Origin of the sequence: Rhodonellum psychrophilum GCM71 = DSM 17998, assembly GCF_000381545.1 — a bacterium.
GTDB classification, from domain to species: domain Bacteria; phylum Bacteroidota; class Bacteroidia; order Cytophagales; family Cyclobacteriaceae; genus Rhodonellum; species Rhodonellum psychrophilum.
The window spans coordinates 168,659-194,468 of record NZ_KB906675.1 but is presented as its reverse complement, the minus strand read 5'-3'; the positions used below and the strand labels follow the sequence as shown (position 1 = coordinate 194,468).

23 protein-coding genes are annotated in these 25,810 nt (G+C 42.0%); 6 read left to right on the top strand and 17 right to left on the bottom strand.

The features are described from left to right. Positions 1-129: 129 nt before the first annotated feature. Complete coding sequence (locus F824_RS0106805; RefSeq protein WP_019597118.1) at positions 130-1,014, top strand: PPK2 family polyphosphate kinase; 885 nt, start codon at positions 130-132, stop codon at positions 1,012-1,014. Between the two features lie 190 nt (positions 1,015-1,204). Here the strand turns inward: F824_RS0106805 and F824_RS27435 are convergent, their stop codons facing one another. From F824_RS27435 to pdxA, 13 genes are all read right to left on the bottom strand, one after another. Beyond that, the gene (locus F824_RS27435; RefSeq protein WP_019597117.1) at positions 1,205-1,360 is read right to left on the bottom strand and encodes a lmo0937 family membrane protein; all 156 of its coding nucleotides are present in this window, start codon (positions 1,358-1,360) and stop codon (positions 1,205-1,207) included. Positions 1,361-1,365: 5 nt separating this feature from the next. Further along, the gene (locus tag F824_RS0106795; protein ID WP_022582126.1) at positions 1,366-1,686 is read right to left on the bottom strand and encodes a hypothetical protein; all 321 of its coding nucleotides are present in this window, start codon (positions 1,684-1,686) and stop codon (positions 1,366-1,368) included. Positions 1,687-1,802: 116 nt separating this feature from the next. Beyond that, positions 1,803-2,363, bottom strand: a complete 561-nt coding sequence (locus tag F824_RS0106790) for a helix-turn-helix domain-containing protein (RefSeq protein ID WP_019597115.1) — start codon at positions 2,361-2,363, stop codon at positions 1,803-1,805. Positions 2,364-2,867: 504 nt separating this feature from the next. Next, positions 2,868-5,009, bottom strand: coding sequence for a c-type cytochrome domain-containing protein (locus tag F824_RS0106780; RefSeq protein ID WP_019597113.1), 2,142 nt, complete (start codon positions 5,007-5,009; stop codon positions 2,868-2,870). Between the two features lie 22 nt (positions 5,010-5,031). Beyond that, on the bottom strand, positions 5,032-6,489 hold the full coding sequence (locus tag F824_RS0106775; RefSeq protein ID WP_019597112.1) for a DUF1501 domain-containing protein: 1,458 nt from the start codon (positions 6,487-6,489) through the stop codon (positions 5,032-5,034). A gap of 1 nt (position 6,490) precedes the next feature. After that, positions 6,491-8,803: a PSD1 and planctomycete cytochrome C domain-containing protein gene (locus F824_RS0106770; RefSeq protein WP_019597111.1), complete on the bottom strand. Its 2,313-nt coding sequence runs from the start codon at positions 8,801-8,803 to the stop codon at positions 6,491-6,493. A 268-nt stretch (positions 8,804-9,071) separates the two neighbouring features. Beyond that, positions 9,072-10,421 carry an acetyl-CoA carboxylase biotin carboxylase subunit gene (gene accC, locus F824_RS0106765; protein WP_019597110.1) on the bottom strand — a complete coding sequence of 450 codons (1,350 nt, stop codon included), beginning with the start codon at positions 10,419-10,421 and terminating at the stop codon, positions 9,072-9,074. 31 nt (positions 10,422-10,452) lie between these two features. Beyond that, positions 10,453-10,923, bottom strand: a complete 471-nt coding sequence (gene accB / locus F824_RS0106760) for an acetyl-CoA carboxylase biotin carboxyl carrier protein (RefSeq protein ID WP_019597109.1) — start codon at positions 10,921-10,923, stop codon at positions 10,453-10,455. 101 nt (positions 10,924-11,024) lie between these two features. Beyond that, positions 11,025-11,588, bottom strand: a complete 564-nt coding sequence (efp, locus tag F824_RS0106755; protein WP_019597108.1) for an elongation factor P — start codon at positions 11,586-11,588, stop codon at positions 11,025-11,027. A gap of 23 nt (positions 11,589-11,611) precedes the next feature. Then, positions 11,612-12,610 (bottom strand): beta-ketoacyl-ACP synthase III, encoded by a 999-nt coding sequence (locus F824_RS0106750; protein ID WP_019597107.1) that lies wholly within the window; start codon positions 12,608-12,610, stop codon positions 11,612-11,614. Between the two features lie 301 nt (positions 12,611-12,911). Continuing rightward, complete coding sequence (rpmF, locus tag F824_RS0106740; protein ID WP_019597106.1) at positions 12,912-13,103, bottom strand: 50S ribosomal protein L32; 192 nt, start codon at positions 13,101-13,103, stop codon at positions 12,912-12,914. A 16-nt stretch (positions 13,104-13,119) separates the two neighbouring features. Continuing rightward, complete coding sequence (locus F824_RS0106735; protein WP_019597105.1) at positions 13,120-13,692, bottom strand: YceD family protein; 573 nt, start codon at positions 13,690-13,692, stop codon at positions 13,120-13,122. 180 nt (positions 13,693-13,872) lie between these two features. Next, positions 13,873-14,898 carry a 4-hydroxythreonine-4-phosphate dehydrogenase PdxA gene (gene pdxA, locus F824_RS0106730; RefSeq protein ID WP_019597104.1) on the bottom strand — a complete coding sequence of 342 codons (1,026 nt, stop codon included), beginning with the start codon at positions 14,896-14,898 and terminating at the stop codon, positions 13,873-13,875. A 197-nt stretch (positions 14,899-15,095) separates the two neighbouring features. Between pdxA and rsmA the strand changes: the two genes are divergently transcribed. From rsmA to F824_RS0106695, 5 genes are all read left to right on the top strand, one after another. Beyond that, complete coding sequence (gene rsmA, locus F824_RS0106720) at positions 15,096-15,878, top strand: 16S rRNA (adenine(1518)-N(6)/adenine(1519)-N(6))-dimethyltransferase RsmA (RefSeq protein WP_019597103.1); 783 nt, start codon at positions 15,096-15,098, stop codon at positions 15,876-15,878. Beyond that, on the top strand, positions 15,866-17,233 hold the full coding sequence (mgtE, locus tag F824_RS0106715; RefSeq protein WP_019597102.1) for a magnesium transporter: 1,368 nt from the start codon (positions 15,866-15,868) through the stop codon (positions 17,231-17,233). The genes rsmA and mgtE overlap by 13 nt, the downstream gene beginning before the upstream one ends. A gap of 89 nt (positions 17,234-17,322) precedes the next feature. Further along, positions 17,323-18,252, top strand: a complete 930-nt coding sequence (locus tag F824_RS0106710; protein WP_019597101.1) for an NAD(P)-dependent oxidoreductase — start codon at positions 17,323-17,325, stop codon at positions 18,250-18,252. Between the two features lie 364 nt (positions 18,253-18,616). Then, entirely contained in the window at positions 18,617-19,090 is a 474-nt protein-coding gene (greA, locus tag F824_RS0106700; protein ID WP_019597099.1) for a transcription elongation factor GreA, read from the top strand. A gap of 51 nt (positions 19,091-19,141) precedes the next feature. Continuing rightward, positions 19,142-19,540, top strand: a complete 399-nt coding sequence (locus F824_RS0106695; RefSeq protein WP_019597098.1) for an HIT family protein — start codon at positions 19,142-19,144, stop codon at positions 19,538-19,540. A gap of 379 nt (positions 19,541-19,919) precedes the next feature. On the opposite strand, the gene F824_RS0106690 is transcribed toward F824_RS0106695, so the two are convergent. From F824_RS0106690 to F824_RS0106670, 4 genes are all read right to left on the bottom strand, one after another. Further along, a complete protein-coding gene (locus tag F824_RS0106690) occupies positions 19,920-20,870 on the bottom strand; it encodes a carbohydrate kinase family protein (RefSeq protein ID WP_019597097.1) in 951 nt (316 codons plus the stop codon). After that, a complete protein-coding gene (locus F824_RS0106685) occupies positions 20,863-22,206 on the bottom strand; it encodes a sugar porter family MFS transporter (protein WP_019597096.1) in 1,344 nt (447 codons plus the stop codon). Before F824_RS0106685 ends, F824_RS0106690 begins: the two co-directional genes overlap by 8 nt. A gap of 157 nt (positions 22,207-22,363) precedes the next feature. Continuing rightward, a complete protein-coding gene (locus F824_RS0106675) occupies positions 22,364-23,872 on the bottom strand; it encodes a glycoside hydrolase family 32 protein (RefSeq protein ID WP_019597094.1) in 1,509 nt (502 codons plus the stop codon). A 189-nt stretch (positions 23,873-24,061) separates the two neighbouring features. Beyond that, positions 24,062-25,804 carry a RagB/SusD family nutrient uptake outer membrane protein gene (locus F824_RS0106670; RefSeq protein ID WP_019597093.1) on the bottom strand — a complete coding sequence of 581 codons (1,743 nt, stop codon included), beginning with the start codon at positions 25,802-25,804 and terminating at the stop codon, positions 24,062-24,064. Positions 25,805-25,810: the final 6 nt, after the last annotated feature.

Here is a 25,810-nt window from a genome sequence, read left to right as displayed (position 1 = left end):
ATAATGGTTCTAAAACTAATATAAAATTTAAAAATCAGGAAACCTGAATCCGCAAATTGTTATATTGATCTTTCTTGCCTCCATTTGTTTTATTGTTGAGATATTGTTTGAAACATTTAAGCCAATCCCATGAAAAGTATAAAACCAGAAGACTTTAAAGTCACTTTCCCCATCAAATTAAATGATTTACCAACCTTCTTGGAGATCGATGCATCAGAAAGTAAAAAAATAAAGGCATTGGAAAAAGTCAGGGGGCGACTAAGCAAGCACCAAGACGTGATGTACGCCCACAATAAATATGCGGTGTTGATTTGCTTGCAGGGCATGGATACTTCAGGAAAAGACAGCTTGATCCGAGAGGTCTTTAAGGAGTTTAATCCGAGGGGAGTGGTGGTTCACAGTTTCAAAACCCCAAGTTCCAATGAACTTGAACACGATTACCTCTGGAGACACACCATTGCTTTGCCGGAAAGAGGCAAGTATGCGGTTTTCAATAGGACCCACTATGAGAATGTTTTGGTCACAAGGGTGAATCCAAAATATCTCCTCAACGAGAATCTACCGGATATACTTGAAGTAGAAGATGTAACTCCGGAATTTTGGGAAAGGAGGTTTGAACAAATCAATAATTTTGAAAATCATATCGTACAAAATGGAACCATCGTATTGAAATTTTTCCTTCACTTGAGCAAAGAAGAACAAAGAAAACGCTTGGTCCGAAGGTTGGAAAAAGAAAAACACAATTGGAAATTTTCACCTGGGGACCTGGTAGAAAGAGCTTTGTGGGACAAATACCACGAATATTACGAAGAAGCCATCAACAAAACATCCAGCCCAAATGCACCTTGGTATATTGTGCCGGCAGACTCCAAAGAAACAGCAAGGTATATTGTGGCCAAAACCATTTATGATGAAATTTCGAAATATGTGGATATCAAAGAGCCTGAACTAGACGATAAAATAAAGCAAAACATTGCCTTTTATCATGATCAACTCCTTTCGGAAAAAATTTAAGAGAATCAAATTTGGCGATGTTCTGCAAGTATTAAAATTCCAAACAAGTTTTGTTTTCAGGTGAAAAGGAGGTTCCTGTGAGCTTATTTTGTCTGAAATGACAGATTCTGCCTATTGTAAAACCAAAAAGACGAAAAAGGATTTCTCCTTTTTCGTCTTTTTGGTTTGGTCAATTTTTAAACGAAATTTATCAAAGAATTCTTCTTCCTTGAATTACTCTTAGAAGAATCGCAATAACGGCGATAACCAAGAGTACGTGAATAATCCCGCCAGTTCCGTATCCAACGAATCCTACAAGCCATAAAATGATCAATACTACTGCGACAATGTAAAGTAAATTTCCCATGTTGATTAAAGTAAAACGATTAATAAAATGATTACCAATATTAAAGCACCAACAGAAAGATAAACTCCTCCGCCTTCAGCTTTTAATTCTTCTTTTACAGCGCGAACTTCTTTTCGCATCTCCTTCTTTTCCAAAGAACTCAGGTTGGATTTGTCTAAAGCGTTGATTTCATCCAATCTGGTCAATAATGCATTGGCTTTTTCGGACATCACAGCTTTGCCAGTGTGGGCAGGCACAGATTTGACGCTTGATTCGGCTTGCAATGCAATGGGATTGAATGCCAAAAAGAGCATTATCGCCATTAAACTGAGTCTAATTTTTCTCATTTTTTCGATTTTAAAGTTTCAAAAACCCGGAAGGATTTTTGTTTTATTTCAAAGTTTAAATTTGTAAAGTTTTCATAAAGTAAGGCTTACATTTTATTTGGTTTAGTTTACATAAATCACAGATTTTCCAAGTTAATCAAGCGTTTTTCCCTCATTTGTTTGAAATCTGATGGAGAAGAGCCCGTAACCCTTTTGAATTGGGTGGATAAATGGGCGGCACTGCTGTAATGTAATTTATGTGCAATTTCTGTCAAATTGAGCTCTTCATAGAGAAGTAATTCCTTGATTCTTTCAATCCTATGGTTAATGATAAACTGTTGAAGGGTGATGCCATTTACCTCAGAAAAAATATTGGAGAGATAGGTGTAGTTGTAATCCAATTTTTTACTGAGGTAATCAGAAAAATTGATTTTGGGTACATCATCTGAGTAATGGATCATTTCAATTATCACATTTTTAATTTTTCCGATGAGGATACTTTTTTTGTCGTCCAGCATTTCCAAGCCTGTTAAGAGAAGATTTTTCTTTAACTTTTCATATTGGCTGTCTGAAACAGGTTCAAAAATCTCGACTAATCCAAGTTCAATCTGAACTTTTTCAATCCCTAATTTTTTCAATTCTTCCTTAACCACCAATTTACATCGCATGCTCACCATATATTTGATGTAGATTTTCATAAAGGAGTGTTTGGGTGAATTCAAGGAGAATTAAAAGGGGACGTTCATTCTATAATGGTCCCTTATTCAATATTGATACCACGTTTTAAAATCAAAGCATGTGAATTGAAACCTACTTCCACGAGGTTTCCCAAATGATAAGCTTTTTGTTCACCATCATTTCCCTAAAAAAATCAAGAAAATAAAATCAATATTGGTGGGTTTTTCATTGATATAGGGATCTATTGATCCATGAACGCAATTTTGAGATTGGTGGAAGGAGATGATTTTAGAGGTGCATCTCTGGCGATTGAGTAGCTTTTTCAAGATCAAATCAATTCTTAAAAACAAAAAAATTAAACATCAGGATACCAAAAACATTTTCGAAATTGGATATTTAATTTATACAAAGATCTAATTGTCGAAATAAAAGTTTGATTTTGATTCAGGATTTCCCTTTGAGGACATTTCATATTCTTACCGAGATGCCATCAAACCCGTTTCTCCATTAGTTTTTGATCTTGCTTAATTCAAAAGAATTTCATCAATAAATACCCAGCCTTTCTGACCAACGCCGGGATGCCATTTTGGTAAAGACTTGATCGGGAGTATTCTCAATCTCAAAGCCTCAATTTGTAATTGCTCCATTTTGTATACTATCAAATTCAACCTCTTATCACCGGCTTGATTGGGTTGGTCGGGGGTGTCTTTTTGGAAAATTCTCCATTCCCCCTTCAATTCCCGCACCCATATTTCAACGGTTGAAGGAGGGAAAATATAAGAGGATTCATCCAAAAAGAGGCTTATGGCAACTTCATTGATGGTTTTAGGCTGATCAAACTCCATGAGGAGGTCCATTGGATTCTCCTGAAATCCGAGCCATTTCCCCGAACCAAAATCAAAATCCCCCTTTTGAAGGTCAAACAATGTTTCTACTCCCTTGCCTTTGTATTTTTCATTCGGAGGAAATTTTAAATTGAGGAAATCTGGCTTTTTCCCTGATTTAAGAAAAACCGTTGAAGCCTCAGGACTGCCCAACCAGCCTGCCGCAAAAGCCCTGGCCCGCAAAGTGCTGGATTTTTCCAAAACAATCGGTTTTTCGTATTTTAAGGAACTACTGCTGTCTGGTGGAGTATTGTCCACTGTATAAAAAAGTTTCGTGCTCTCAATTGGATGCTTCAGCCGGATTTCGGTTTGATCTGAAAAAACAGTTTGATCAAAATCGATGATAGGGGGATTCAAGACGTACAGAATCCCATCATTTTGAAAACCGATCTCAATTTTTGTATTGGTCAAGGATGCTTTTAGTTCTTTAATTTGTCCTTCGGGAAGAGAAGTGTTCCATAGATAAAGAAAATCCAATTGCTTCAAGCCTGAAAGTGCCTTGGTCTCATATGGAGCTATTGGGTTTCCCGAAAGAGAAAGACTTCTTAAATTTTTTAACCCACTTAGGATTTGAAGTGTATTTCCCCCAATTCCTGTAAAATTCAGGTTCAATTTTTCAAGGTTTTTGAATGCAGCCAAAACAGCCATGTCCATTTCCTTCAATGGCATGTAACTTAGGTTGATGCTTACGATTTGTTCCTTTATGGGCTCTAAGCCTTTGATTTCTTCTAAATTGAAATTTTCTTTCCCATAAAAATTAACTTCCAAACCAGCAGATTGGGGGTGAATGGGCTGGATACGTCGATAAAAATTATTGAGCGATTGGACAAGTTCCTGATCTGCGGAGGCAAAATCATAGGTGTTTTTTTGTGTTTGGAATTTAGACTTCGCCAATAAAAGGAACTCACTCTCCGCATTAAAGTGAACCAGTTTTTTTTCAAAATGTACCGAATCCTTAATCCAAGCTTGGATCAATAAGATTTCATCTTCTGACAATTGCATTTTCCCTTTGGGAGGCATATGGTCCTCGTCTTCCAAGGGGAGCAGGATGTGTCGGAGGAGCAGACTGTTTTCAGGCTTCTCAAAATCGATTACCGGCCCATTTTCTCCCCCAGTCAAAATGAATTCTGGCTCATCTAGTCGAAGGTCCCCTTTTTTCTTGGAAGCTTTGTGACAGCTGACGCATTTCTGTTCCAAGATGGGTTGGATGACATGCGCGTATGCCAAAGCTTCCTCAAATGGAGTAGAGGTAAGCGTTTTTTGATTCAAAGGAGACCAAAGGAAATCTTCTCCATGCGTAAGGGAAGCACCGAGGTGGCCGGCAATCAGGATACAAACAGCCAAACTTATCGCCATGATTTTATTGGCTGGCACAAAATCTTTTTTAAAACTCCAGTACAAAAGGGATCCTAGCCAAAAAACCAGAATTCCTGTCCATTGGTGGTTTTGGATATCCGATCTTTCATAACCGGACTCAGTGGCAAGGAACAATCCAGCAATAACCGTAAAGGCAGAAAATAGCAGACCCAGAAGCAATATCCCACTGGTCAATAATTTGGGCCGTTTGGATTCGGAAAGGATTTTCGGAAATAGTACAAGTACAACTCCAATCAGAAGCAATACGATCGGGAAGTGTAACAATAAGGGGTGCGTCCTTCCCACCACTTCCAGAATGGCCGGGAGTTGAATCCTGTCTTGTCCAATAATCAAGATTAGAATAAAACCGTGTGCTGCAATAAGTGCATTTTCTGAAATCGAAACCAAGCGGGAATTTAACGGCATACCATTGAAGTTAAATTTGCCATTAAACCAATATTTGCTTTACCACCTTACCAGAGACATCAGTCAACCGGTATCTTCTACCCAGATGTTTGTAGACCATTTTTTCATGATCGATGCCAGCAAGATGCAAGATGGTCGCCTGAAAATCATGGATATGAACAGGGTCTTCGGTGATGTTGTAGCCAAAATCATCCGTTTCGCCATGAACGATGCCGGGTTTGACTCCGCCTCCCGCCATCCAAATGGAAAATGCTCTAGGGTGATGGTCTCTTCCATAGTTGTCCGCCAAAATCTTGCCTTGACAGTAATTTGTCCTGCCAAATTCCCCACCCCAAATAACCAATGTTTCATCCAGCAGGCCCCGCTGTTTCAAATCGGTAATCAATGCCGCGGATGCCTGATCCACATCTTTTGCCTGATTGGCCATTTCATTGGGCAGGTTGCCGTGCTGGTCCCAGCCTTGATGGTAAAGTTGGACGAACCTGACACCGTTTTCTGATAACTTTCTTGCCAACAGGCAGTTGGCTGCATAAGTGCCCGGGATGAGACAATCGGGTCCATAAAGTTTGATGATGCTGTCGGGTTCTTTCGAAATGTCAGTGACTTCAGGTACAGCCGTCTGCATTCGGAATGCCATTTCATATTGCTGGATTTTGGCATTGATCTCAGGATCGCCAAAATTTTCATAATTCATTTGATTCAAAGAAGCGATTTGATCCAGCATCTTTCTGCGGTCCTGTCTGCTCATTCCTTTGGGATCACCAAGGTACAAGACAGGATCTTCGCTGGCAGAAAACTGAACCCCTTGGTGGACGGAATCCAGAAAACCATTTGTCCATAATTTGGAATAAACGCCCTGGCCATTTCCCTTTCCTCTGCTAAGCAGCACACAAAAGGCAGGCAAGTTGTTGTTTTCACTTCCCAAACCATAACTTAACCAAGAGCCCATGCTTGGTCGATTACCCACTTGGGCACCAGTCTGAAAGAAGGTCAATGCCGGATCGTGGTTGATGGCTTCGGTGTGCATGGATTTTATGATGCAGATATCATCCACGATTTTGGCGGTATGGGGAAAGATGTCGCTGATCCATGCTTTTGCTTCCCCATATTGTTGAAAACCAAAATAGGAGCCCACCAGCGGAAAGGAACTTTGGCCTGATGTCATGCCGGTCAATCTCTGGCCCTTCCTGATGGATTCAGGTAATTCCTGTCCCATATAGGTGTTGAGCAGGGGCTTGTAATCAAAGGATTCGAGTTGAGAAGGCGCTCCATTTTGGAAAAGGTAAATGATTCTCTTTGCTTTGGGCGCAAAATGTGGAAGGGCTGCCATCATGGCTTCTTCATCCAATCCGGCATTTCCTTTGAACAGATCAGGGATCAACAAACTTCCCAAGGCCAAACTCCCAATTCCAAGCCCAACTTTTGATAGGAATTTCCTTCTGTTTTGGTTCAGCCCATTTTCTAATATTTCCTTTTCCATCTCATATCTTGGTTATGGTCTCCTCCAAATTGTAAAGGGCTGTCACAACCTGCATCATGGCCGCCAATTCAGGGGTGATCTCCTTTTCCGCCAATGGCGATTCCCCAACCTGAACCAATTGAGCGATAATTTCTGGATTGCCTTCAAACCTCAAAAGTTCATCCTTGAAATAGGCTGTCAATACTTTTAACTCGTTCGCTTGCGGATTTCTGCAGAGGATCCTTTGAAAAGCAACCCTGATTTTGCTTTCCGAGTCTTTCGTGCTGCGGTTTAAATTTTGGGCAAGAACTCTGGATGCTTCCAGGACCAAAGGGTCATTTAACATCACCAATGCCTGCAAAGGTGTATTGGTCCTTCCCCTGTTGACTTCACATTGATCCCGGTTGGAACCGTCAAAAATGATGGGCATTGGTGGGGGAGAGGTGAGTTTGATAAAGGTATAGAGTCCACGTCGGTAAAGTTTTTCGTCTTTGTCCTGCGTGTAGGTTTTGAGTTCTCCTCGGCCAGATGTGGCCGCCTCCCATAGCCCCTCTGGTTGGTAGGGTTTGACACTTGGACCACCGATTTCCTTTACCAAAAGACCACTGCTTTCCAAGATCAAATCCCTGATGTTTTCGGCGGAAATGCGGATTCTGGAGGAGCGGGCCAAGTAGGTGTTGTCAGGATCAATGTCCAGTTTTTGTTTTTCTATTTTTGAAGATTGCCTGTAAGTGGAAGAACTGAGGATTTGTTTGACCAGTCTTTTGATGTTCCAACCGTTTTCGATAAAGTCCACGGCCAACCAATCCAACAACTCTGGATGGGAGGGGAGCTCCCCCTGCATTCCAAAATCTCCTGTGGATTTGACAATCCCCTTTCCGAAGATTTCTTGCCACACCAAGTTGACAAAAACCCTGGCTGTCAATGGGTTTTTCTTGTCAACGGTCCATTTTGCCAATCCCAAACGGTTTTTCTCAAAATCCTGAGGAAAGGGAAACACACTTTCTGGGGTGTTGGGGAATACCTCAATGGTGGGGGCATCATAAACTCCTCGATCCAAGATGTAGGTGGGGCGTCTGGTTTCCAATTCATCCATGACCGACACTATCAATTTGCTGGTATCCTGATGATTGACAAAGTTCAGTAATTGATCAGTATCATTTCTTTCTATCCAGAGGATTGGAGTTTTGGCAGGTTTGGACTGGCTCACATCCCCTTCATAGCCTTTTTCGGGGGTATTGTTGAAGAAAGAAAATAGCTGGTAGTAATTTTCTTGTGAAAATGGATCGTATTTGTGGTCGTGGCATTGCGCACATTCCATGGTGATTCCGAGCAATCCTTTGCTGAAAGTATTGGTTTTGTCAAGGATATATTCGATGCGGTATTCTTCCTCGATGACCCCACCTTCCTCGGTGTACTTGTGGTTTCTATTGAATGCGGTGGCAAGAATCTGTTCTTTGCTCGCATTTGGGAGAAGGTCACCTGCCAGCTGCCAGGTGATGAATTGGTCATAGGGAAGATTTTTGTTAAAGGAATGAATCACCCAATCGCGGTAAGGCCATTGTGTTCTGATATTGTCATCCTGATAGCCATAAGAGTCTGCATACCTGGAAATATCCATCCACAGCACAGCCATTTTTTCGCCATAACTCGGTAGTCCCAATAGATGATCAATGATATTCCCATAGACTTGATCACTGTTGTCCTCGTCAAATTTTTTGATCAATTCTATTGTGGGAGGAAGTCCTGTGATGTCCAAGCTGATTCTTTTTAGCAATTCGAGACTTTTTGCCTCCGGATTTGGTTTCAATCCGACCCGATTCATTTTGGAAGCAATAAAAAAATCAATCTCATTTCTTGCCCAATCACTGTTGTTGATTTTGGGGACGATAGATTTCTTAGGAGGAACAAAAGCCCAATGGGGTTCATATTCGGCTCCCTGTTCTATCCATTTTTTGATCATTTCAATATCTTCTTTGCTCAATTGTAAATTGGATTCCGGTGGAGGCATCATCTCATTGGGATCCAGGGAACTAATCCTTAGGAAGATTTCGGATCTTGATAGTTCATTGGGGATGATGGCGTGCTTGCCAGGGCTTTCCTTCAGTGCTGCATAGGCCTCTTCCGGAATATCCAACCTCAATCCCGCTTCCCGTTTATTGCCATCAGGGCCATGGCACACAAAACACTTATCTGAAAGAATGGGGCGAATATGGAAATTGTAGCTTAATTGTTCATTCTCAAATAAATGAATTTCGTTTTCCTTCTCAACACCACATCCACTCCCCAAAAAGAGGATAAACAGTGCTGCACATAAAAATCTAAAAATGTTCATTTTTTAGGTATTTGGAAAAATTAAGTTCGCAAATAAAATCGAAAAAAAATGAATAATTATATAAAAATATAGAAGAAGGTTTGAGTTGGTTTTTGTGGGACAAAAATTAAAAAAATCGATTTTCGGAATGATGTAATGCTAAAAAAAGAAGCCATTTCAAGAAAAATCTCGAAATGGCTTCTTTTACTTAAATGATTGGAAAACCAACCCTTTTTTACTGAATTAAATGGCTTTCAGGAGGTTCCCGTATATTGCCTTCGAAACCAGCTTAACCTTTTATCAATGAGAAATCGAAAGTCTCCAAGAAAGCAGTAGTGAAATTACCAGCCTTGAACTGCTCGTCTTCCAAAAGTGCAATGTGGAATGGGATAGTAGTTTTGATGCCATCAATCACAAATTCTTCCAGAGCTCTTTTCATTCTGACGATCACCTCTTCCCTTGATTGACCACTTACGATAAGTTTTGCAATCATGGAATCATAGTTTGGTGGAATGATATAGCCAGCATAAACGTGGCTGTCCACCCTTACTCCACGTCCGCCGGGGATGTGAAGATTCAGGATTTTCCCAGGACTTGGTCTGAAGTCCTTGGTCGGGTCTTCAGCATTGATTCGGCATTCCATGGCGAAAAGTTTAGGGTAATAATTTTTCCCACTGATTTTCTCACCTGCAGCCACCTTGATTTGTTCCTTGATCAAATCAAAATCTGTGACTTCTTCCGTGATGGGATGCTCTACCTGGATCCGGGTATTCATTTCCATGAAATAGAAATTCCGGTTTTTATCCACCAAAAACTCGATGGTTCCGGCACCTTCATAAGCGATGGCTTCGGCACCCTTTATCGCGGCGGCTCCCATGGCCTCTCTCAATTCGTCAGTGATAAAAGGCGAGGGGGTTTCTTCAATCAGCTTTTGGTGCCTTCTTTGGATTGAGCAATCTCTTTCCGACAAATGACACGCCTTGCCTGCACTATCTCCCACGATTTGGATTTCGATATGTCTGGGTTCCTCTACATATTTTTCAAGGTAAAGACCATCGTTTCCAAAAGCAGCACCAGATTCTTGACGGGCATCATCCCAGGCTTTTTTGAAGCCCGCTTCTTCCCGTACAATCCTCATTCCTCTGCCTCCGCCACCGGCAGTTGCTTTCAAGATGACGGGATAACCCATTTCATTGGCGATTTTCACACCATCATTCATGTTTTCCAAGATCCCCACAGATCCCGGAATGGTGGGAACTCCTGCAGCTTTCATGGTGGCTTTGGCCGTAGCCTTGTCACCCATCCTATTGATCATATCAGGACTGGCGCCTATGAATTTGATTCCATATTCCTCACAGATTCTGGAGAATTCGGCGTTTTCAGAAAGAAAGCCATATCCAGGATGGATGGCATCTGCATTGGTTATTTCTGCTGCCGCGATGATTCTTGGGATGTTGAGATAGGATTCTCTGCTGGGTGCGGGTCCTATGCAAACAGCCTCATCGGCAAATCGAACATGCAAGCTGTCTTTGTCAGCGGTGGAATATACTGCTACTGTCTTGATCCCCATTTCCTTACAGGTACGGATGATTCTCAGTGCAATTTCTCCCCTATTGGCAATTAATATTTTTTTAAACACGGGTGATTAGGGTCTAAGTAACAAAAACGAATTAACCGGCAGGATCTACCAGGAACAATGGCTGATCGTATTCCACAGGTGTAGCGTTTTCTACCAAAACCTTTACGATTTTACCGGAAATTTCTGATTCTATTTCATTGAAAAGTTTCATGGCTTCGATGATGCACACCGTCTGTCCAGCCACCACACGGTCACCAACAGTGACAAAAGGGTCAGAATCTGGATTGGCTGTTCTGTAAAAAGTGCCAATCATTGGAGATTTGACTTCAATGTAATTGTTTGTCTCTTCCTTTACAGGTGCAGGAGCTGCAGGTGCCGCCACTGGTGCTGCCGCAACTGGATTGGAGACTTGGTGATGCCCCGGATTGTTGTCGGACTTCACTACCGTAGTATCAGGAAATTTTTTGATGGAAAGTTTGAATTCGTCGGTTTCAATTTTCACTTCGGCTAGGCCAGTGTTTGAAATAAAATCTATTAACTCTTGAATCTCTTTGGCTTTCATATAAAATCTTGGTTTAGGATTCCCAAATTGACATTGGGTTTACATTTTGTTTAAAAACTGAACAGCGATTTAATTTAATAAAAACTGGCCGCTATTTAATATTATTTGACTCTTTCAGAATAGGATCCATCTCGGGTATCCACTTTGATCATGATGTCTTGCTCGACAAACAAAGGAACCATGACAGTTGCTCCGGTTTCGAGGGTCGCTGATTTTTGAGCATTGGTAGCGGTGTCTCCTTTGATGCCGGGTTCTGTATAGGTAATCATCAGTTCCACAAAAGGAGGGAGTTCCACAGCAAGGGGAGTTTCCGTTTCCTCATGGACCATGATGTCCACCAATTGCCCCTCTTTCAAAAGGTTGGATCTTTCGATCAATTTTTCATCGATTCGGATTTGCTCGAAGTTTTCCGTATCCATAAAGTGATATCCCATTTCATCTGAATAGAGAAACTGGTGTCCTCTTTTCTCCACCCTTGCGGTGGTGATTTTTTCGCCAGCATTGAAAGTTTTATCCAATACTTTACCCGATCGAAGGCTTTTCAGCTTGGTTCTTACAAAGGCTGGCCCTTTTCCAGGCTTTACGTGCTGGAATTCTGTAATGGTATAGATGTCATTGTGAAATTCAAGACATAATCCATTTTTAAAATCTGCCAAAGATGCCATATTTTTTCTGTCTAGTATTTAAATTATTTTGGGTCGTAGCCCCACTTCAGGAAAATAGATCCCCAGGTAAATCCACCGCCAAAAGCGGCAAGGATGATATTGTCTCCTTTTTTCATTCTGGATTCATAATCCCAAAGACAAAGGGGAAGGGTTCCTGCTGTGGTATTTCCGTATTTTTCAATGTTCATCATGACTTTATCCATTCCGATTCCCATTCGGTTGGCGGTTGCATCAATGATTCTTTTGTTGGCTTGATGGGGGACAAGCCAAGCTACATCCTCCGCCTTCAGGTTGTTTTTGGTCATTATCTGGGCACTTACTTCTGCCATGTTGGTTACCGCGAATTTGAAAACGGAAGAACCTTCTTGGAATGCAAAATGCTCTCTGGCAGCTACTGTTTCAAGGGTGGCAGGTTTTCTGCTTCCGCCTGCTTTCATATGAAGAAAGGGAGCTCCAGATCCATCAGAATGCAACATGGAATCCATTATTCCAATGTTTTCAGTTGTGGCTTCCAGCAATACGGCTCCGCCTCCATCACCAAAAATAATGCAGGTAGACCTGTCTTGATAATCTACAATAGAAGACATTTTATCCGCCCCTATCACGATCACTTTTTTGTGCATGCCTGTTTCAATAAACTGGCTGGCAATGGTCAAAGCATATAGAAATCCAGAACATGCGGCCGAGATGTCAAAGCTGTAACTGTTTTTAGCCCCTACGTTATCAGCGATAATATTGGCTGTCGCTGGAAAGGGCATATCTGGGGTGACAGTGGCACAGATGATCAAGTCAATTTCTTCTGGATCAGTATGGGTTTTTTTCAGAAGTCCACTTACTGCTTTGGTCCCTATGACGGAAGTTCCTTGGTTTTCACCTTTTAGAACCCTTCTTTCCTTGATTCCTGTTCTGGAAACAATCCACTCGTCATTGGTATCCACCATCGTTTCCAATTCCCGATTGGTAAGGATGTATTCAGGAACCCAACCGTGGACTCCTGTAATTACTGCTCTGGTTTTTTCCATTCACTATTTGATTAAAATCCCAATCGCTGCCGAATGACAACACAATTGAGGATTTTTAAGGTGTTTTTTTATAAAGCATACTTTATTCCAAAAGGAAATTGCAATTAAGCTTTAAAATTATTTAAAATGACGCTTACCACCAAAGGTTTTTACCATTTGAATGAGGAAGATGGGATTATCTTTTGCAAAAATCCCAAAACCAGTCATTGTTAAATAAAAAAATCCATTCGAAACTACGGTTTCGAACGGATTTAATCAAACAGCTTACGCTATTTTCTTAATGTTTTGGATTTTGAAGAAGTTAAGCAAGAACTTCTTTTTCCATGATTACCTGACCTTTGTAATACAATTTGCCATCAAGCCAAAAAGCTCTGTGTGGCAAATGGAATTCACCTGTGGTTGGACATTTTGCAAGACCTGGAGCAGTTAACTTATAATGAGTTCTTCTTTTGTCTCTTCTGGTGTTTGAAATTTTGCGCTTAGGATGTGCCATCTCTATACAATTTAGATTAATCTTTTTTCTTTAATTTTTTTAAAACTTCCCATCTTGGGTCGAGGTCTTCCTTAGGCTCTTCGGATGCTTCCGTGATTTCGTCTGCATCGTCCGATTTCCTGTCGGAAATATATACTAGATCGCCATCGCCTTCAAAGTCCTCATCATCCATCTCTTCTAAATAATCCGGATGAATTTTCTTTGCAGGGAGGGCAAGCAGAATAAATTCATAAATCAACTGGGCTACGTTGATGCTCTGCGTGTCTTGGGGAATCATAAATAGATCTTCACTGAGTTCTTGTTCCTCAGGTCCGTATTTATAAATCACTTTTTCTACAGTTGAAAGGGGAAAATCAAATTCTTCCAAACTCCTGTCGCAGGTCAGCTTTACTGTTCCCTTAATTTCAAAATAAGCTTCGATAAGCGAACTTTGCTTATTGATTTGGATTTTAGCGCTCAGATTTCCTTGGCTTACAAAATCATTCGGATCAAAATGCCCGAAGAAATCATCCTTCACTTCAAAAGTGAAATCATGCTTTCCCTCCTTTAATTTTATGAGATCAATATCGTATGCTTTCAAGAATTTCACGCCTCTTCCTATTCATTTAAGACCGCAAATTTAGCGAACTAATTTAGAAATATAAAATTTGGTCTGAAATTATTTTGGGAATCTTTGCCAAACTTTCTCAGCAGTCTATTTCGCCACTGCCCAATCCACTGTTTTTCAAATCTTAAAACCCATTTTGAAGGCTCAAAATCTTTCCATGGATCAATTCTCCTCTTCTTCCCAACCTGTCCGGGATTTAATGATGTCATAAGCTTGAAAGATTGCAGCAGACATGGATCCCTCATTGGCAATGTTCTTTCCCGCGATGTTGTAGGCTGTCCCGTGATCGGGAGAAGTCCGGATGATCGGGAGTCCCGCGGTGAAATTCACCCCGGTTTCAAATGCCAGTGATTTGAAAGGAATCAATCCCTGATCATGATACATTGCCAAAACCCCATCGAATTTCTTCTGGTGCATCATCCCAAAAAAACCATCTGCCGGATATGGGCCAAAAACCAAATGTCCTTTTTCCTTAAATCCCCCGATGACTGGTTTGATGATGGATTCCTCTTCATCCCCCAACAAACCGTCTTCACCAGCATGTGGATTTAAACCCAATACTGCGATCCTTGGTTTAGGGATACCAAAATCATGTTGGAGAGATTGGATCATGATCTCCAATTTCCCCTTGATGTTCGCCGCCGTCACCTGATTTGGAACTTCTTTGAGTGGGATATGTCCGGTGACTACCCCCACCCGGATACCTTCAGCCACCAAAAACATCAAGCTCTTATTGATGCCAAAGGCTTCAGTCAGATATTCGGTATGCCCAACAAATTTGAGCGCTTCGGAATTGATATTGCTTTTGTTCAGGGGTGCTGTCACCAAAGCATCAATTTTGTTTTCTTTGAGATCTGCGATGGCTTGGTCTAGAGCGGCAAGGGCAAGCTTTCCCGCTTCCTGTGTTTCCACTCCGGGGATTACTTCAGGACTTTCCTCCAGAACATTGATGACATTTATTTTTTTGTGATGGACTTCATTGATGGACCTGATCTGCATAAAATTGAAATCATCCATGCCCAAGTGTTTCCTGTAAAAAGTCAATGCCTTTCCATGGGCATAGATCACGGGAGTAATGATTTTATGGATGCGGTTGTCCATCAGGGCTTTCATGGTCACCTCGGCACTGATACCATTAATATCTCCTATACTGATTCCTATTATGGGTTTGTTTTTTCTTGGATTCATCAAAATTTGAGTTGACGTAAAGCAAATGATTTTGTGCAAAATGTTTCGGTATTCTTCCCAAGAATTTATTTGGAATCAATACCTTGTCAAAAAAGGGCAAAAACATTCGCTTTATCAAAGCAAATAATTAGAGACCCTAGCTAGAATTGTTTTAATTTTGACCTGCAATTTATAATAAAAATATTAGAGTATTGAATATGCAAAAAGTCAAACCTAAAAAACACCTTGGACAGCATTTCCTCATTGATTTGGGGATTGCCGAGAATATCGCCCATTCTCTCACTGGCCACCAAGGGGTGAAGAAGGTCTTGGAAATAGGTCCTGGAATGGGAGTTTTGACAGATTTTCTATTGGAAAAACAATGGGAGCTGTTTCTGGTAGACATTGACAAGGAATCCATTGCTTACCTCAACAATAAATATCCACAGATTACAGAGCGCATCATCGAGGCAGATTTTCTCAGAAAGGATTTTGCGCCGATCATGGAGGGGCAATATGCCATCATCGGGAATTTTCCATACAATATCTCTTCCCAGATTCTTTTCAAGGTTCTGGAAAACAAAGACCAGGTGACGGAAGTCGTCTGTATGCTCCAAAAGGAAGTGGCGCAGCGAATCGCCTCGCCCAAAGGAAACAAAGATTATGGAATCCTTTCGGTTTTCCTACAGGCTTTCTATGATATCGAATACTTGTTTTCGGTTCCCCCGGAGGTTTTCAATCCTCCTCCAAGAGTCAATTCCGGCGTGATCCGATTGACCAGAAACCAAACCCAAAAACTTGATTGTGATGAAAAAATGTTTTTCAGCGTGGTCAAACAAGGTTTTGGAACAAGGAGAAAAACCTTGAGGAATGCATTGAAGGGAATGTCCCTTTCAGAAGAAATGAAAGCGGATCCCGTTTTGGACAAAAGAGCAGAGCAGCTGGATGTGGCCGAATTCGTGGAGCTAACCAATAAAATACAGAAATCTTGGAAAACATAAAATCTTTCGAATTATCCAAGGAGTTTTTGGAAAGCCTCCAAGAGGGGATCGAAAACCAACAGAATGATTACATCATCCAGTCTTTGGAGGGTGTCAATGTGGCGGATATTGCCGCGCTCCTGGACGAGCTCAATATGGAGGAGGCTATTTATGTCCTCAGATTGATGCCGTCCGATGTGTCGGCGGATATCCTGATAGAGCTCGAAGAAGATTCTGTCGTCAAAGTGATCAGGGAAATGGAAGCTTTCGAGCTTGCAAAGCTGATCGATCAGATGGAATCTGATGATGCCGTGGATATCCTCAATCTGGTGCACAATAAAGACAGGGAAGATGTGATCAGCCATCTCCAGGACAAGGAAAAATCCGCACATATCGTAGATCTTTTGCGATATGATGAGGACAGTGCCGGGGGATTGATGGGAAAGGAATTCATCAAAGCGAACCAAAACTGGAACGTGATTCAAACCATCGAAGAAATCAGGCGTCAGGCAGAAAAGGTGGAAAAAATCTATTCGATCTATGTAGTCGACAATAAACAACACCTCCTTGGAAGGGTTTCGCTCAAAAAAATCATTTTGGCCTCCTCCGACACCAAAATCGCCGATATCTACGAGCCTGAGGTGTTCTCTGTGCCCACACAAATGGATCAAGAGGAGGTAGCGGAAATCATGCGTAAATACGATTTGGAATCCATACCCGTGGTCAATTCAAAAAATAAACTTTTGGGTAGGATTACTGTCGATGATATCTTGGATGTCATCCGTGAACAGTCCGAGGAAGATATCCAGGCGATGACGGGTTTTTCGAGTGATGTGGAAGAATCAGATAGCATCTTTAGGATTTCGAAGGCCAGGTTGCCTTGGTTGCTTATTGGGGTAGTCGGGGGATTGATGGGTTCTCAAATCATCGGTTATTTTGAGGATGGACTCAGCAAATACATTGCATTGGCTTCCTTTATACCCCTCATTGCTGCTACAGGAGGGAATGTTGGAATCCAATCTTCTTCCCTCGTGGTACAGACGCTTGCGGCGAAATCGGTTTTTGAGGAATCCATTCTCAACAGGTTTATCAAAGGTCTTTTGGTGGCTTTGGTCAATGGCCTGATGCTCGGCGCTTTTGTATTCTGCACCGTGTTTTTCATTTATGGTTTTGAGTTCAGGTTTGGACTGACAGTGGGCATTGCCTTGTTTTGTGTGGTGTTGTTGGCCTCGTTTATGGGGACGGTGACACCGCTGGTCTTGGACAAATATGGCATCAATCCCGCCATGGCTTCTGGGCCCTTCATCACAACGGCAAATGATCTTTTGGGATTGGCTGTTTATTTCGGTGTTGCGACCTTGCTTTTGAACCTTTAAAGGAGGTATAAAAAAAGGCAGGCCCAAAAAGAATGGATGCCGTTCTGAAAAAAATCATTCAACAATAATTTTCATAATCCCCAAAACCCATGAAAATTCTCATCATAGACGAAATGCATCCAAGTATCCATTCCTTATTGGAAAAGGAAGGACACTTGGTGGATTATAGACCGGAAATAACGCGAAAGGAGATAGAAGCAGTCATCGGAAACTATGAAGGCATGATCATCCGATCCAAGACGCCGATGGATAAGGCCTTGTTGGAGAAAGCGGTTGGATTGAAATTTATCGGCAGGGCTGGTGCAGGCCTTGACAAAATCGATTTGGAATACTTGGAGAAAAAGGGAATCAAACTCTTTACAGCAGCGGAAGGAAATCGGGATGCTGTTGGGGAGCATGCCATTGGGATGTTGCTTGGTTTGTTCAACCATCTTTCACAAGCCGACGTACAGGTCCGCAAGGGCATTTGGCAGCGGGAGGAAAATAGGGGAGAGGAATTGGCAGGGAAAACCGTGGGCATCATAGGTTATGGGAACATGGGCGAGTCATTTGCCAGAAAACTTAGGGGATTCGATGTGCTGGTTTTGGCCTATGACAAGTACAAAAAAGGTTTTGGAAATGAATATGTGGAGGAAGTTGGTTTCAAGCGGCTTGTCGGGGAGGCTGATATTTTGAGCTTGCATGTGCCACTCACCGATGAAACCAGGAATTTCATCACCCCTGAGGTTTTGGAGCAATTTGCAAAACCCATATACTTGATCAATACCGCCCGGGGAGAAATCATTTCTTTTGACACCATCAACGAAGGCTTCGAACGAGGAATTTTGAAAGGAGCAGTTTTGGATGTTTTGGAAAATGAGAAATTCAACAGTTTTACATCTGCTGAACGCCTTGCTTTCGAAAAATTGGCAAGTAGGGAAAATGTGATGTTCTCTCCCCATGTTGCCGGATGGACTTTTCAATCCTATGAAAAAATCAATAAAGTACTGGTGTCCAAAATTGTTAAAGCCTTCAAATAAACAGGAGTAGGAAACAAAGGGGTTTAGAATTTATTTTAAATGGCTTGAAGTTTCAAAAAGCACTTCCTACCAAATCCATTTCTTGACTTTGGAAGTAGGGACTAGGCAAATAAAATGAATGGATTGGGAACAAGGATATGGCCGCTTTTTCGGCGGGTTCATTCATGATACGGCAAAAAGCATTTTCGCTTCGGCCTATCCAGTTTTGTTGAACCTCAATTTTCTTTTTTAAACCTTTAAATTGCTTAATCGTTTCTATTCCTTTATCTTTGTCATAGATAAATACAACGAACTATATGAAAGGCGGTCTCAGCAATGAGACCGTTCTTTTATTTTTCATAGCCATAGTAAAAAAAAATAGACCATGGGAAAAATACAGTATTACACTGAGGAGGGTCTGAAAAGATTGAAAGATGAGCTTTTGACTTTGAAGACCAAAGGGAGACAAGATATCTCCAAGCAGATAGCGGAAGCTAGGGACAAAGGTGATTTGAGCGAAAATGCCGAATATGATGCGGCCAAAGACGCTCAAGGTTTGTTGGAACTTAAAATCGCCAAATTGGAAGAGGTGGTAGGAAACGCAAGGATCTTGGACAATTCCAAAATGGATCCATCTAAAGTTGGTATTTTGAGTACTGTCAAAATCAAGAACGTGAAAAACGGGATGACTGTCAGTTATACTTTGGTGTCTGAGGAAGAAGCCGACTTGAAGGAAGGTAAGATTTCTCTGGCTTCTCCATTTGGAATGGGTCTCGTTGGTAAATCCAAAGGCGACATTGCCACCATCAACGCCCCCGCAGGCCAATTGGAATTCGAGATTCTCGACATTAATTATTAAATTTTTATTTCCCGATGGTTTCTCCCTCGGGATTTTTTTATTTTTGTAACTATGGCAACACTCTTCACTAAAATCATCAACAGAGAAATTCCCGCAGAAATCATTGCTGAGGATGACAATTACATTGCATTTTTAGATATCATGCCTTTGGTAAAGGGACACGTTTTGGTAGTCCCAAAAAAGGAGACAGATTATATTTTTGCACTCGAGGATGATCTATTGGCTGGGCTCTTTGTCTTTTCCAAGAAAATAGCAAAGGCGATCGATAAATCCATCAAATGTACCCGTGTTGGGGTAGCAGTGATTGGATTGGAAGTTCCCCATGTCCATGTCCACCTTGTCCCGCTCAGGACAATGGATGATATCAATTTCACAAGACCAAAAATGAAGCTTTCGAAAGAGGAATTGGCCGAAATTGCTACGGTGATTAGGGGCGGACTGGATTCCTAAAGATCTTTTGAATTGTAAAAAGAGTCAATTGGAAGGTTAATATTAAAACGAATAAAAAAAGAGAAACACGAAGTAAACTTCCTTTCGTGTTTCTCTTTTTTTTATTCCCCGGATAGGAATGAAACCCTTCAACCCGAAATATGCATTGGGTCTCCCAATGGGGCTGAAACTGCAAGAAAATCGAACTATTTAGAGAATTAGGCTTAGCACCGAATATAGTGAAGTCAGAAATCGCAAACAAGGAACAGATTATCAGGGGATTTCAAGATGGGATGGCGTTGGTGATGCATTGCCCGGGTTCAATTTCCCACGCTTGATTTCACCTTTGCATTTTTTCAAAGGTTATCAGTAAATCGAATTCCATGCAGACTTTCAGCCTTCAGCTAATTTTATCGATTTCCTCGATTCGATATTTGGGTGTCCCCCCTTTTTTGGTAGCGACAAAAGCGCCCAGTTTGCAAGCAAAATCCAAGATTTCTCCTGGGGATGATCCTTCCAAATAGGTCTTCACAAACCCACTTAAAAAGGCATCCCCTGAACCCACAGTATCCTCTACCTGAACTTGATAACCTGCATGTTGGAAAAACACACCCTTTTGGTAAAGCAATGCACCTTGGGAACCCAGGGTGATGCAGACCATTTGGATAGGGAAATGCTGGGTGAGGAATTCGCAAAGTTTTTGACTGACCGGGGAAATCCTAAAAGATTTTCCATCCTTGCTGTTTGGATTCAAATTTATAGGGAAGGCCGAATATTCTTCTTCCACAGAAATCCCTAAATGATCCGCAACAATCATCAATTCCTCTTCATTGATTTTGAGAATGTCCGTGAAACCCAGCACAATTTCTATTTTTTCGAAATCATAAAAAGGGGCTCTGAGGTTGATGTCAAAAATTTTAAGGGTTTTGGTGTGTAGGAGTTGATGAAGGGTGTCCCAGCTTTTATTGTTTCTCACCGAGAGACTTCCAAAAATAAACGCGGCAGCATCGTCGACCGCTTTCATGTTTTCTTCCGTCAAGTCGATGAAATCCCAAGCCACCGGTGATACAATGGTGTACCTGATGTTTTCTCGATCTCTGTTGTCTACCACTACTTTACCGGTGGGGTGGACAGGGTCAGTTTGGATAAGCGTAGTGGGCAATCCATAGGAGGACACGAAATCCCTTAGGGCGATACCTTTTTCATCCTCCCCCAATCGTGAGATCATCTGGATGTTGAGCCCGAGCTGCTGAAGATTCAAAGCAACATTCATCGGAGCACCTCCGGCAATTTCATAATCGGGAAAGCAATCCCATAGCATTTCTCCGAAGCAAACGACTTTTTTAGACATGGCTTTTTTGTAGATCTTTCTGGATTTCTTCCAAGGATCGGCCCTTTGTTTCGGGCATCTTAAATGCAACCCATAGAAGCTGGAGTACCATCATCAAGGCAAAGAAAGCAAAGATATTCCCCGCGCCGAAACTGTTGGCCACAAAAGGGAAAATATTGGCGATGACCGCTGCGAGAATCCAATGGGTAAAAGATCCCATGGACTGACCGAAGGCCCGCAGCTCGTTGGGGAAAATCTCAGCAATAAAAACCCAGATCACCGAACCCTGTCCGATGGCATGTGATGCGATAAATCCAAATACAAAGAAGGGAAGGAGGGAACTGCTTATAAAACCGCCGAAATAGCTGTAGGCCATGAGCGAAAGTGAAATGATATACCCAACCGAACCGATATACATCAATTTCTTCCTCCCGATTCTGTCGATCAGGTAAAGTCCCAGCATGGTCGCAACGATATTGATCGCGCCGATTCCGATGGTGGATAGGAGTGCATTTTCAGTCGAAATCCCGGCGGATTCAAAGATCCTTGGGGCGAAATAGATGATGGCATTGATCCCTGACATTTGATTGAAAAAGGCCATGAGGACCGCAAAACCACTGATTTTTTTGAATCGAGGCGTAAACAATGTTCCAAAACCCATTTTTCCTCGGATTTCCTTGCTTTCGGCAATGGCAAGCGTGATTGCTTCGTCGACCCCTTCAGGATCGGTTTTGGTCAATATGGCCCTTGCTCCTTCAAAATCCTGTTTTTTGGTGATCAACCATCTTGGGCTTTTAGGGACTTTGATAATCAATATACTGTAAATCAAGGCAGGGATCGCTTCAACCCCCAACATCCATCTCCAGGCCTCGGCCAAGTTGGCCGTGCCGATCAGGTAGTTGGAGAAATAGGCCATCAAGATACCGAAGACAATGTTGAATTGATAAAGGGCAACTAACTGTCCCCTTCTTTTTGCCGGAGCGATTTCGCTGATGTACATCGGCGCTACAACCGATGAAGCACCAACGCCCAATCCCCCAATAAACCTAAAAACCATAAATGAGTACACCTCGGGAGCGAAGGCGGAGCCAAGGGCAGAGACCAGGTAGAGCAAGCCGATCCAAATCAGAGAAGTTTTTCTCCCAAAACGGTCTGCAGGAATTCCGCCAAACAATGCGCCCAATACCGTACCATAAAGAGCCATTGCCACGGCCAAGCCGTGGCTCAAATCACTTAATCCCCATAAAGCTTGGATGTCACGCTCGGCGCCTGAAATGACAGCGGTGTCAAAGCCAAATAAAAACCCTCCAAGCGCAGCCGTGATGGAAAGGAAAAGGACGTAATGTTTACTTTGCATGAATAATGATTATTTGGGTGAATGGCTAAAACTAGGGATAAGTCATGACTTTTTTAGATTTTCCATTCAAGAATGATTTATTTTTGCGGTTTTTGATAGAGGAAGTTCGTTTAGCCATAAGTTTTGATAAAAAAGGGAATGAACTCAATTCCCTTTTTTACCATATTGATTTGAGATAATGTAATTTGCTTTCATTCTCAAATCCAATCAATGTCACTTTGTTGTAAGGTGAATTTGGGAAAAGGATTTCGGTCAATACCAGTTCGCCACCATTCACAAAAATCTCCAAAGAGGACCTGTCCAAGAATATCCTGATACTTTGGATTTTTTCATTGGCAATTGGGGCCTGGTGTATCTTTCCGAAATCCCCTGAAAAATCCATTTTACCGGATTGGCTTCTGTCAAATGTCAAGACATCACCCTTCTTGGAAATAAGGACTTTTTCATTTGCTGCATTGCTGAATTCGATGCTGAAATCATTGGCCTTGGGTATAAGTTCCAATTCCACCAATTCTTCACGCAGCGCTATGTTTTCCCCTTTAACAGTTTCAGTGGAAGATCGGAGTTTTTCCAATTCCTTTATAGGCTTGGACGCTACCAAGAAATCATTTCCTTTTTTTATCAATTCCAAAGATCTTGGGACAGTCATGGCAGATCTCCAATTTTCAGTCGGGACCACATTGGCATATAGCCAATTGCTCATCCAGCCGATCATCAATTTTCTTCCGTCCGCTTTAGGGATATTGGACCAGGTAACCCCTGCATAATTGTCTGCACCATAATCCAGCCATTTGACTTCGTTGCTTTCTACATTGAAATTGGAGCCATCAAAATCACCGATGAAGTACTGTGTCGCCGAGCCTCCATTGGGTCCGCCTGGATTGATACTTACAAAAAGCACCCATTTCACTTCTCCATCTGCTGTGGTCAGAGGAAATAAATCAGGGCATTCCCAAACGCCGCCATAAGCGCCCCAAGATGGGTTGAAATCACTCTCATGCGCCCAATCGATAAGGTTTGGTGATGAATAAAAACTGATCCTATCCAAGACAGCCAAAGCCATGATCCATTGACCTGTTCCATCATTGGATTCTACCCAGGAAACTTTTGGATCTCTGAAATCTTTGATGCCTGGGTTTTTGAGAATGGGGTTGTTTTCGTGTTTGGTCCAGGTTCTTCCCCGATCCGTGCTGTAGGCGATACCTTGAGTTTGATAATCGTCTCTTTTGGCTTTTTCTCCTTCGGGATCATGATAGGTGTAGATCGCGACCATGGCTGGGTTTTCGGATGTTCCCAATCCACTGGTATTGTTGTGGTCCACAACTGCTGATCCTGAGAATATATAGCCGAATTCATCCGGGAATAAGGCGACAGGCATATGCTCCCAATGGACCATGTCTTCAGAAATGGCATGTCCCCAATGCATCGGGCCCCAAATGGTGGAGTCGGGATAGTATTGATAAAAAAGGTGGTATTCACCGTCCAAATACACCATTCCATTCGGATCGTTCATCCATTGGGAAGGAGGTGAAAAGTGAAATTGGGGACGGTAGGCCTCGTTGAATTCCTTAGTGTTTTCATTAACCAGTTGGGAACCCTGTTGGTTACAGGAAAGAACCAAAACCAAGCAAACCAAGGTCAAAATATTGGTGAAATGTTTGATCATCTTTACGTTGTTTAAAAGTGTTGGAAAAAAAGCTGCTATCGTTATCCCCATAGGATTTCGATAGCAGCATTAAGGGATATAGGTTTGAGAATTTAGATTTTCTTTTGGATTAAGGGTTATTTAACCACCAACAAACTTTTCCGGATACATTTGAAATTGAACTGTATGGGATAAGTATAACGATTGGTTTTAATAGCCTGGATTTTGTTTATAAACTCCTTTGGTGAAATCAATTTCACGTTGGGGGATGGGATAATATTCATCCCTTCCTGCTGTAAATTTGGCATTGGCCAAGAAGTCACGTTTTATTTTTTCCTTATTCAAATAAGCATTCAATACCTCAGCGGCTTCTCCCCATCTTACCAAATCAAAGAATCTTTGACCTTCCATACCAAACTCAAGTCTTCTTTCGAATTTCAGGGCTTTCCAGGCATAATCTTTATTTGGAAATGATTCATAAAGCCCTACATTATAGATATTGGAGGCTCCTGCAGCTAAAGGGCGTTCGGCACTGGCAGCGGCTCTGGCCCTGATCTCATTGATAATCGGCAAGGCTTCATTCCAACGGTTGAGCTGGATAAGAGCCTCTGCTTTGAACAATAAAACATCGGCATACCTGATAAAATCTATATTCTTGGACGTTCCTATAAATGGTCCCTCTTTTCTGTAACAGGAACAGTCGGGAGCTTGCTGCTCTTTCATATTGCCGAAATAGCCATATACACCTGGATCTCTGGCCCAGCTGAAATTATATACCATATCACCAGACTGGTTTATGGTGTTTTTGTATTTAAATGGCCTCCCAGGAACTCCAACTGTATGGTCAAGTCTTGGGTCCACTGTCACCCCAGCAGCCAGAGGGGTGGTGCCGTTCGGTAATACCGTGTTAAAGATGTCCTGATCATTGAAATTATCCAATAAGGGTAGCCCGTTGGAACCGGTCTTGAATGCATTTACCATATTTTGGCTGGCCAAATGGAATCCACAGCAACCATACAATCCTGTTCCATGCGGAGAATTTAATCCTGTAACGTAACTTAATCTGCTTACTACAGTACCGTCATTGATGGAAAACTGAACTGCCCAAATTGATTCAGGTCCGTTGTCAAATCCATCAAAGAAATTGTTTCCAAAATCACGCTCCAAGCCACCAACGACCTGATCAGCAAAGGAAATCACCTCTTCTAGTCGAGCGGTATTGATATTGACCACGCGGTGTTGTTCATCCTGTTCATAGGCCTGATACAAGCGTAATTTAGCCAAATATGCTGCTGCTGCACTTCTGTTTGCTCTCCCTACCTCATCCTGAAACTGTGGTAAATTGTTGTAAGCAAAAAGAAAATCCTCAGCAATTTTATTCCAAAGATCATCGTTCGAAACATCATTGGTCACTTGCGCTATTTCTTCCTGGGCTAATTCCTCGGTAATATAAGGAATTTTCTTGAACAGGGTTTTGAGCATAAAGTGGGAATGTGCTCTTAGAAAGCGAAGTTCTGCCTGTCGAATTGTCTTTTCGGCATAATCTTCAGCAGGGATGGAATTGATCACTGATAATGCGAAATTAGCTCTGGAAATGGCTTTGTAATAATTGGTCCAAGTACGTGGAGCCATCCAATCCCCTTGGTCTGGAATGGTAAGGTTATATTGTTCATACCGATCGATGACATCCACATCCCCCCGGCCACCGCCTCCTTTGTAAGCGTCGTCAGAGCGGACACTGCCATAAACCCAAAGACTGGTCAAAGGCCCGATCATTTCATCATTTCCGATACCTGCATAAGCGGCAATTACCAATGACTCCGCATTTTGGGGAGTTGCTACATTTTCACTCGAAAGCACACCTCTTGGCTCATATTCCAGAAAGTCACCTGAACATGATCCCAAGACCGCGGCCGCCAAAAGCGCTATATTTTTTAATATGTTGTTTTTCATGATTTT

What these genes read in the sequence shown, in the direction of transcription:
- F824_RS0106675 (WP_019597094.1), bottom strand. Translation starts at nt 23,872, where the DNA reads ATGATCAAACATTTCACCAATATTTTGACCTTGGTTTGCTTGGTTTTG.
- F824_RS0106770 (WP_019597111.1), bottom strand. Translation starts at nt 8,803, where the DNA reads ATGAACATTTTTAGATTTTTATGTGCAGCACTGTTTATCCTCTTTTTG.
- F824_RS0106795 (WP_022582126.1), bottom strand. Translation starts at nt 1,686, where the DNA reads ATGAGAAAAATTAGACTCAGTTTAATGGCGATAATGCTCTTTTTGGCA.
- F824_RS0106690 (WP_019597097.1), bottom strand. Translation starts at nt 20,870, where the DNA reads ATGTCTAAAAAAGTCGTTTGCTTCGGAGAAATGCTATGGGATTGCTTT.
- F824_RS0106670 (WP_019597093.1), bottom strand. Translation starts at nt 25,804, where the DNA reads ATGAAAAACAACATATTAAAAAATATAGCGCTTTTGGCGGCCGCGGTC.
- greA (WP_019597099.1), top strand. Translation starts at nt 18,617, where the DNA reads ATGGGAAAAATACAGTATTACACTGAGGAGGGTCTGAAAAGATTGAAA.
- F824_RS0106775 (WP_019597112.1), bottom strand. Translation starts at nt 6,489, where the DNA reads ATGGAAAAGGAAATATTAGAAAATGGGCTGAACCAAAACAGAAGGAAA.
- pdxA (WP_019597104.1), bottom strand. Translation starts at nt 14,898, where the DNA reads ATGAATCCAAGAAAAAACAAACCCATAATAGGAATCAGTATAGGAGAT.
- accB (WP_019597109.1), bottom strand. Translation starts at nt 10,923, where the DNA reads ATGAAAGCCAAAGAGATTCAAGAGTTAATAGATTTTATTTCAAACACT.
- F824_RS0106710 (WP_019597101.1), top strand. Translation starts at nt 17,323, where the DNA reads ATGAAAATTCTCATCATAGACGAAATGCATCCAAGTATCCATTCCTTA.
- F824_RS0106780 (WP_019597113.1), bottom strand. Translation starts at nt 5,009, where the DNA reads ATGCCGTTAAATTCCCGCTTGGTTTCGATTTCAGAAAATGCACTTATT.
- rpmF (WP_019597106.1), bottom strand. Translation starts at nt 13,103, where the DNA reads ATGGCACATCCTAAGCGCAAAATTTCAAACACCAGAAGAGACAAAAGA.
- rsmA (WP_019597103.1), top strand. Translation starts at nt 15,096, where the DNA reads ATGCAAAAAGTCAAACCTAAAAAACACCTTGGACAGCATTTCCTCATT.
- F824_RS0106685 (WP_019597096.1), bottom strand. Translation starts at nt 22,206, where the DNA reads ATGCAAAGTAAACATTACGTCCTTTTCCTTTCCATCACGGCTGCGCTT.
- F824_RS27435 (WP_019597117.1), bottom strand. Translation starts at nt 1,360, where the DNA reads ATGGGAAATTTACTTTACATTGTCGCAGTAGTATTGATCATTTTATGG.
- efp (WP_019597108.1), bottom strand. Translation starts at nt 11,588, where the DNA reads ATGGCATCTTTGGCAGATTTTAAAAATGGATTATGTCTTGAATTTCAC.
- F824_RS0106805 (WP_019597118.1), top strand. Translation starts at nt 130, where the DNA reads ATGAAAAGTATAAAACCAGAAGACTTTAAAGTCACTTTCCCCATCAAA.
- F824_RS0106750 (WP_019597107.1), bottom strand. Translation starts at nt 12,610, where the DNA reads ATGGAAAAAACCAGAGCAGTAATTACAGGAGTCCACGGTTGGGTTCCT.
- F824_RS0106695 (WP_019597098.1), top strand. Translation starts at nt 19,142, where the DNA reads ATGGCAACACTCTTCACTAAAATCATCAACAGAGAAATTCCCGCAGAA.
- F824_RS0106790 (WP_019597115.1), bottom strand. Translation starts at nt 2,363, where the DNA reads ATGAAAATCTACATCAAATATATGGTGAGCATGCGATGTAAATTGGTG.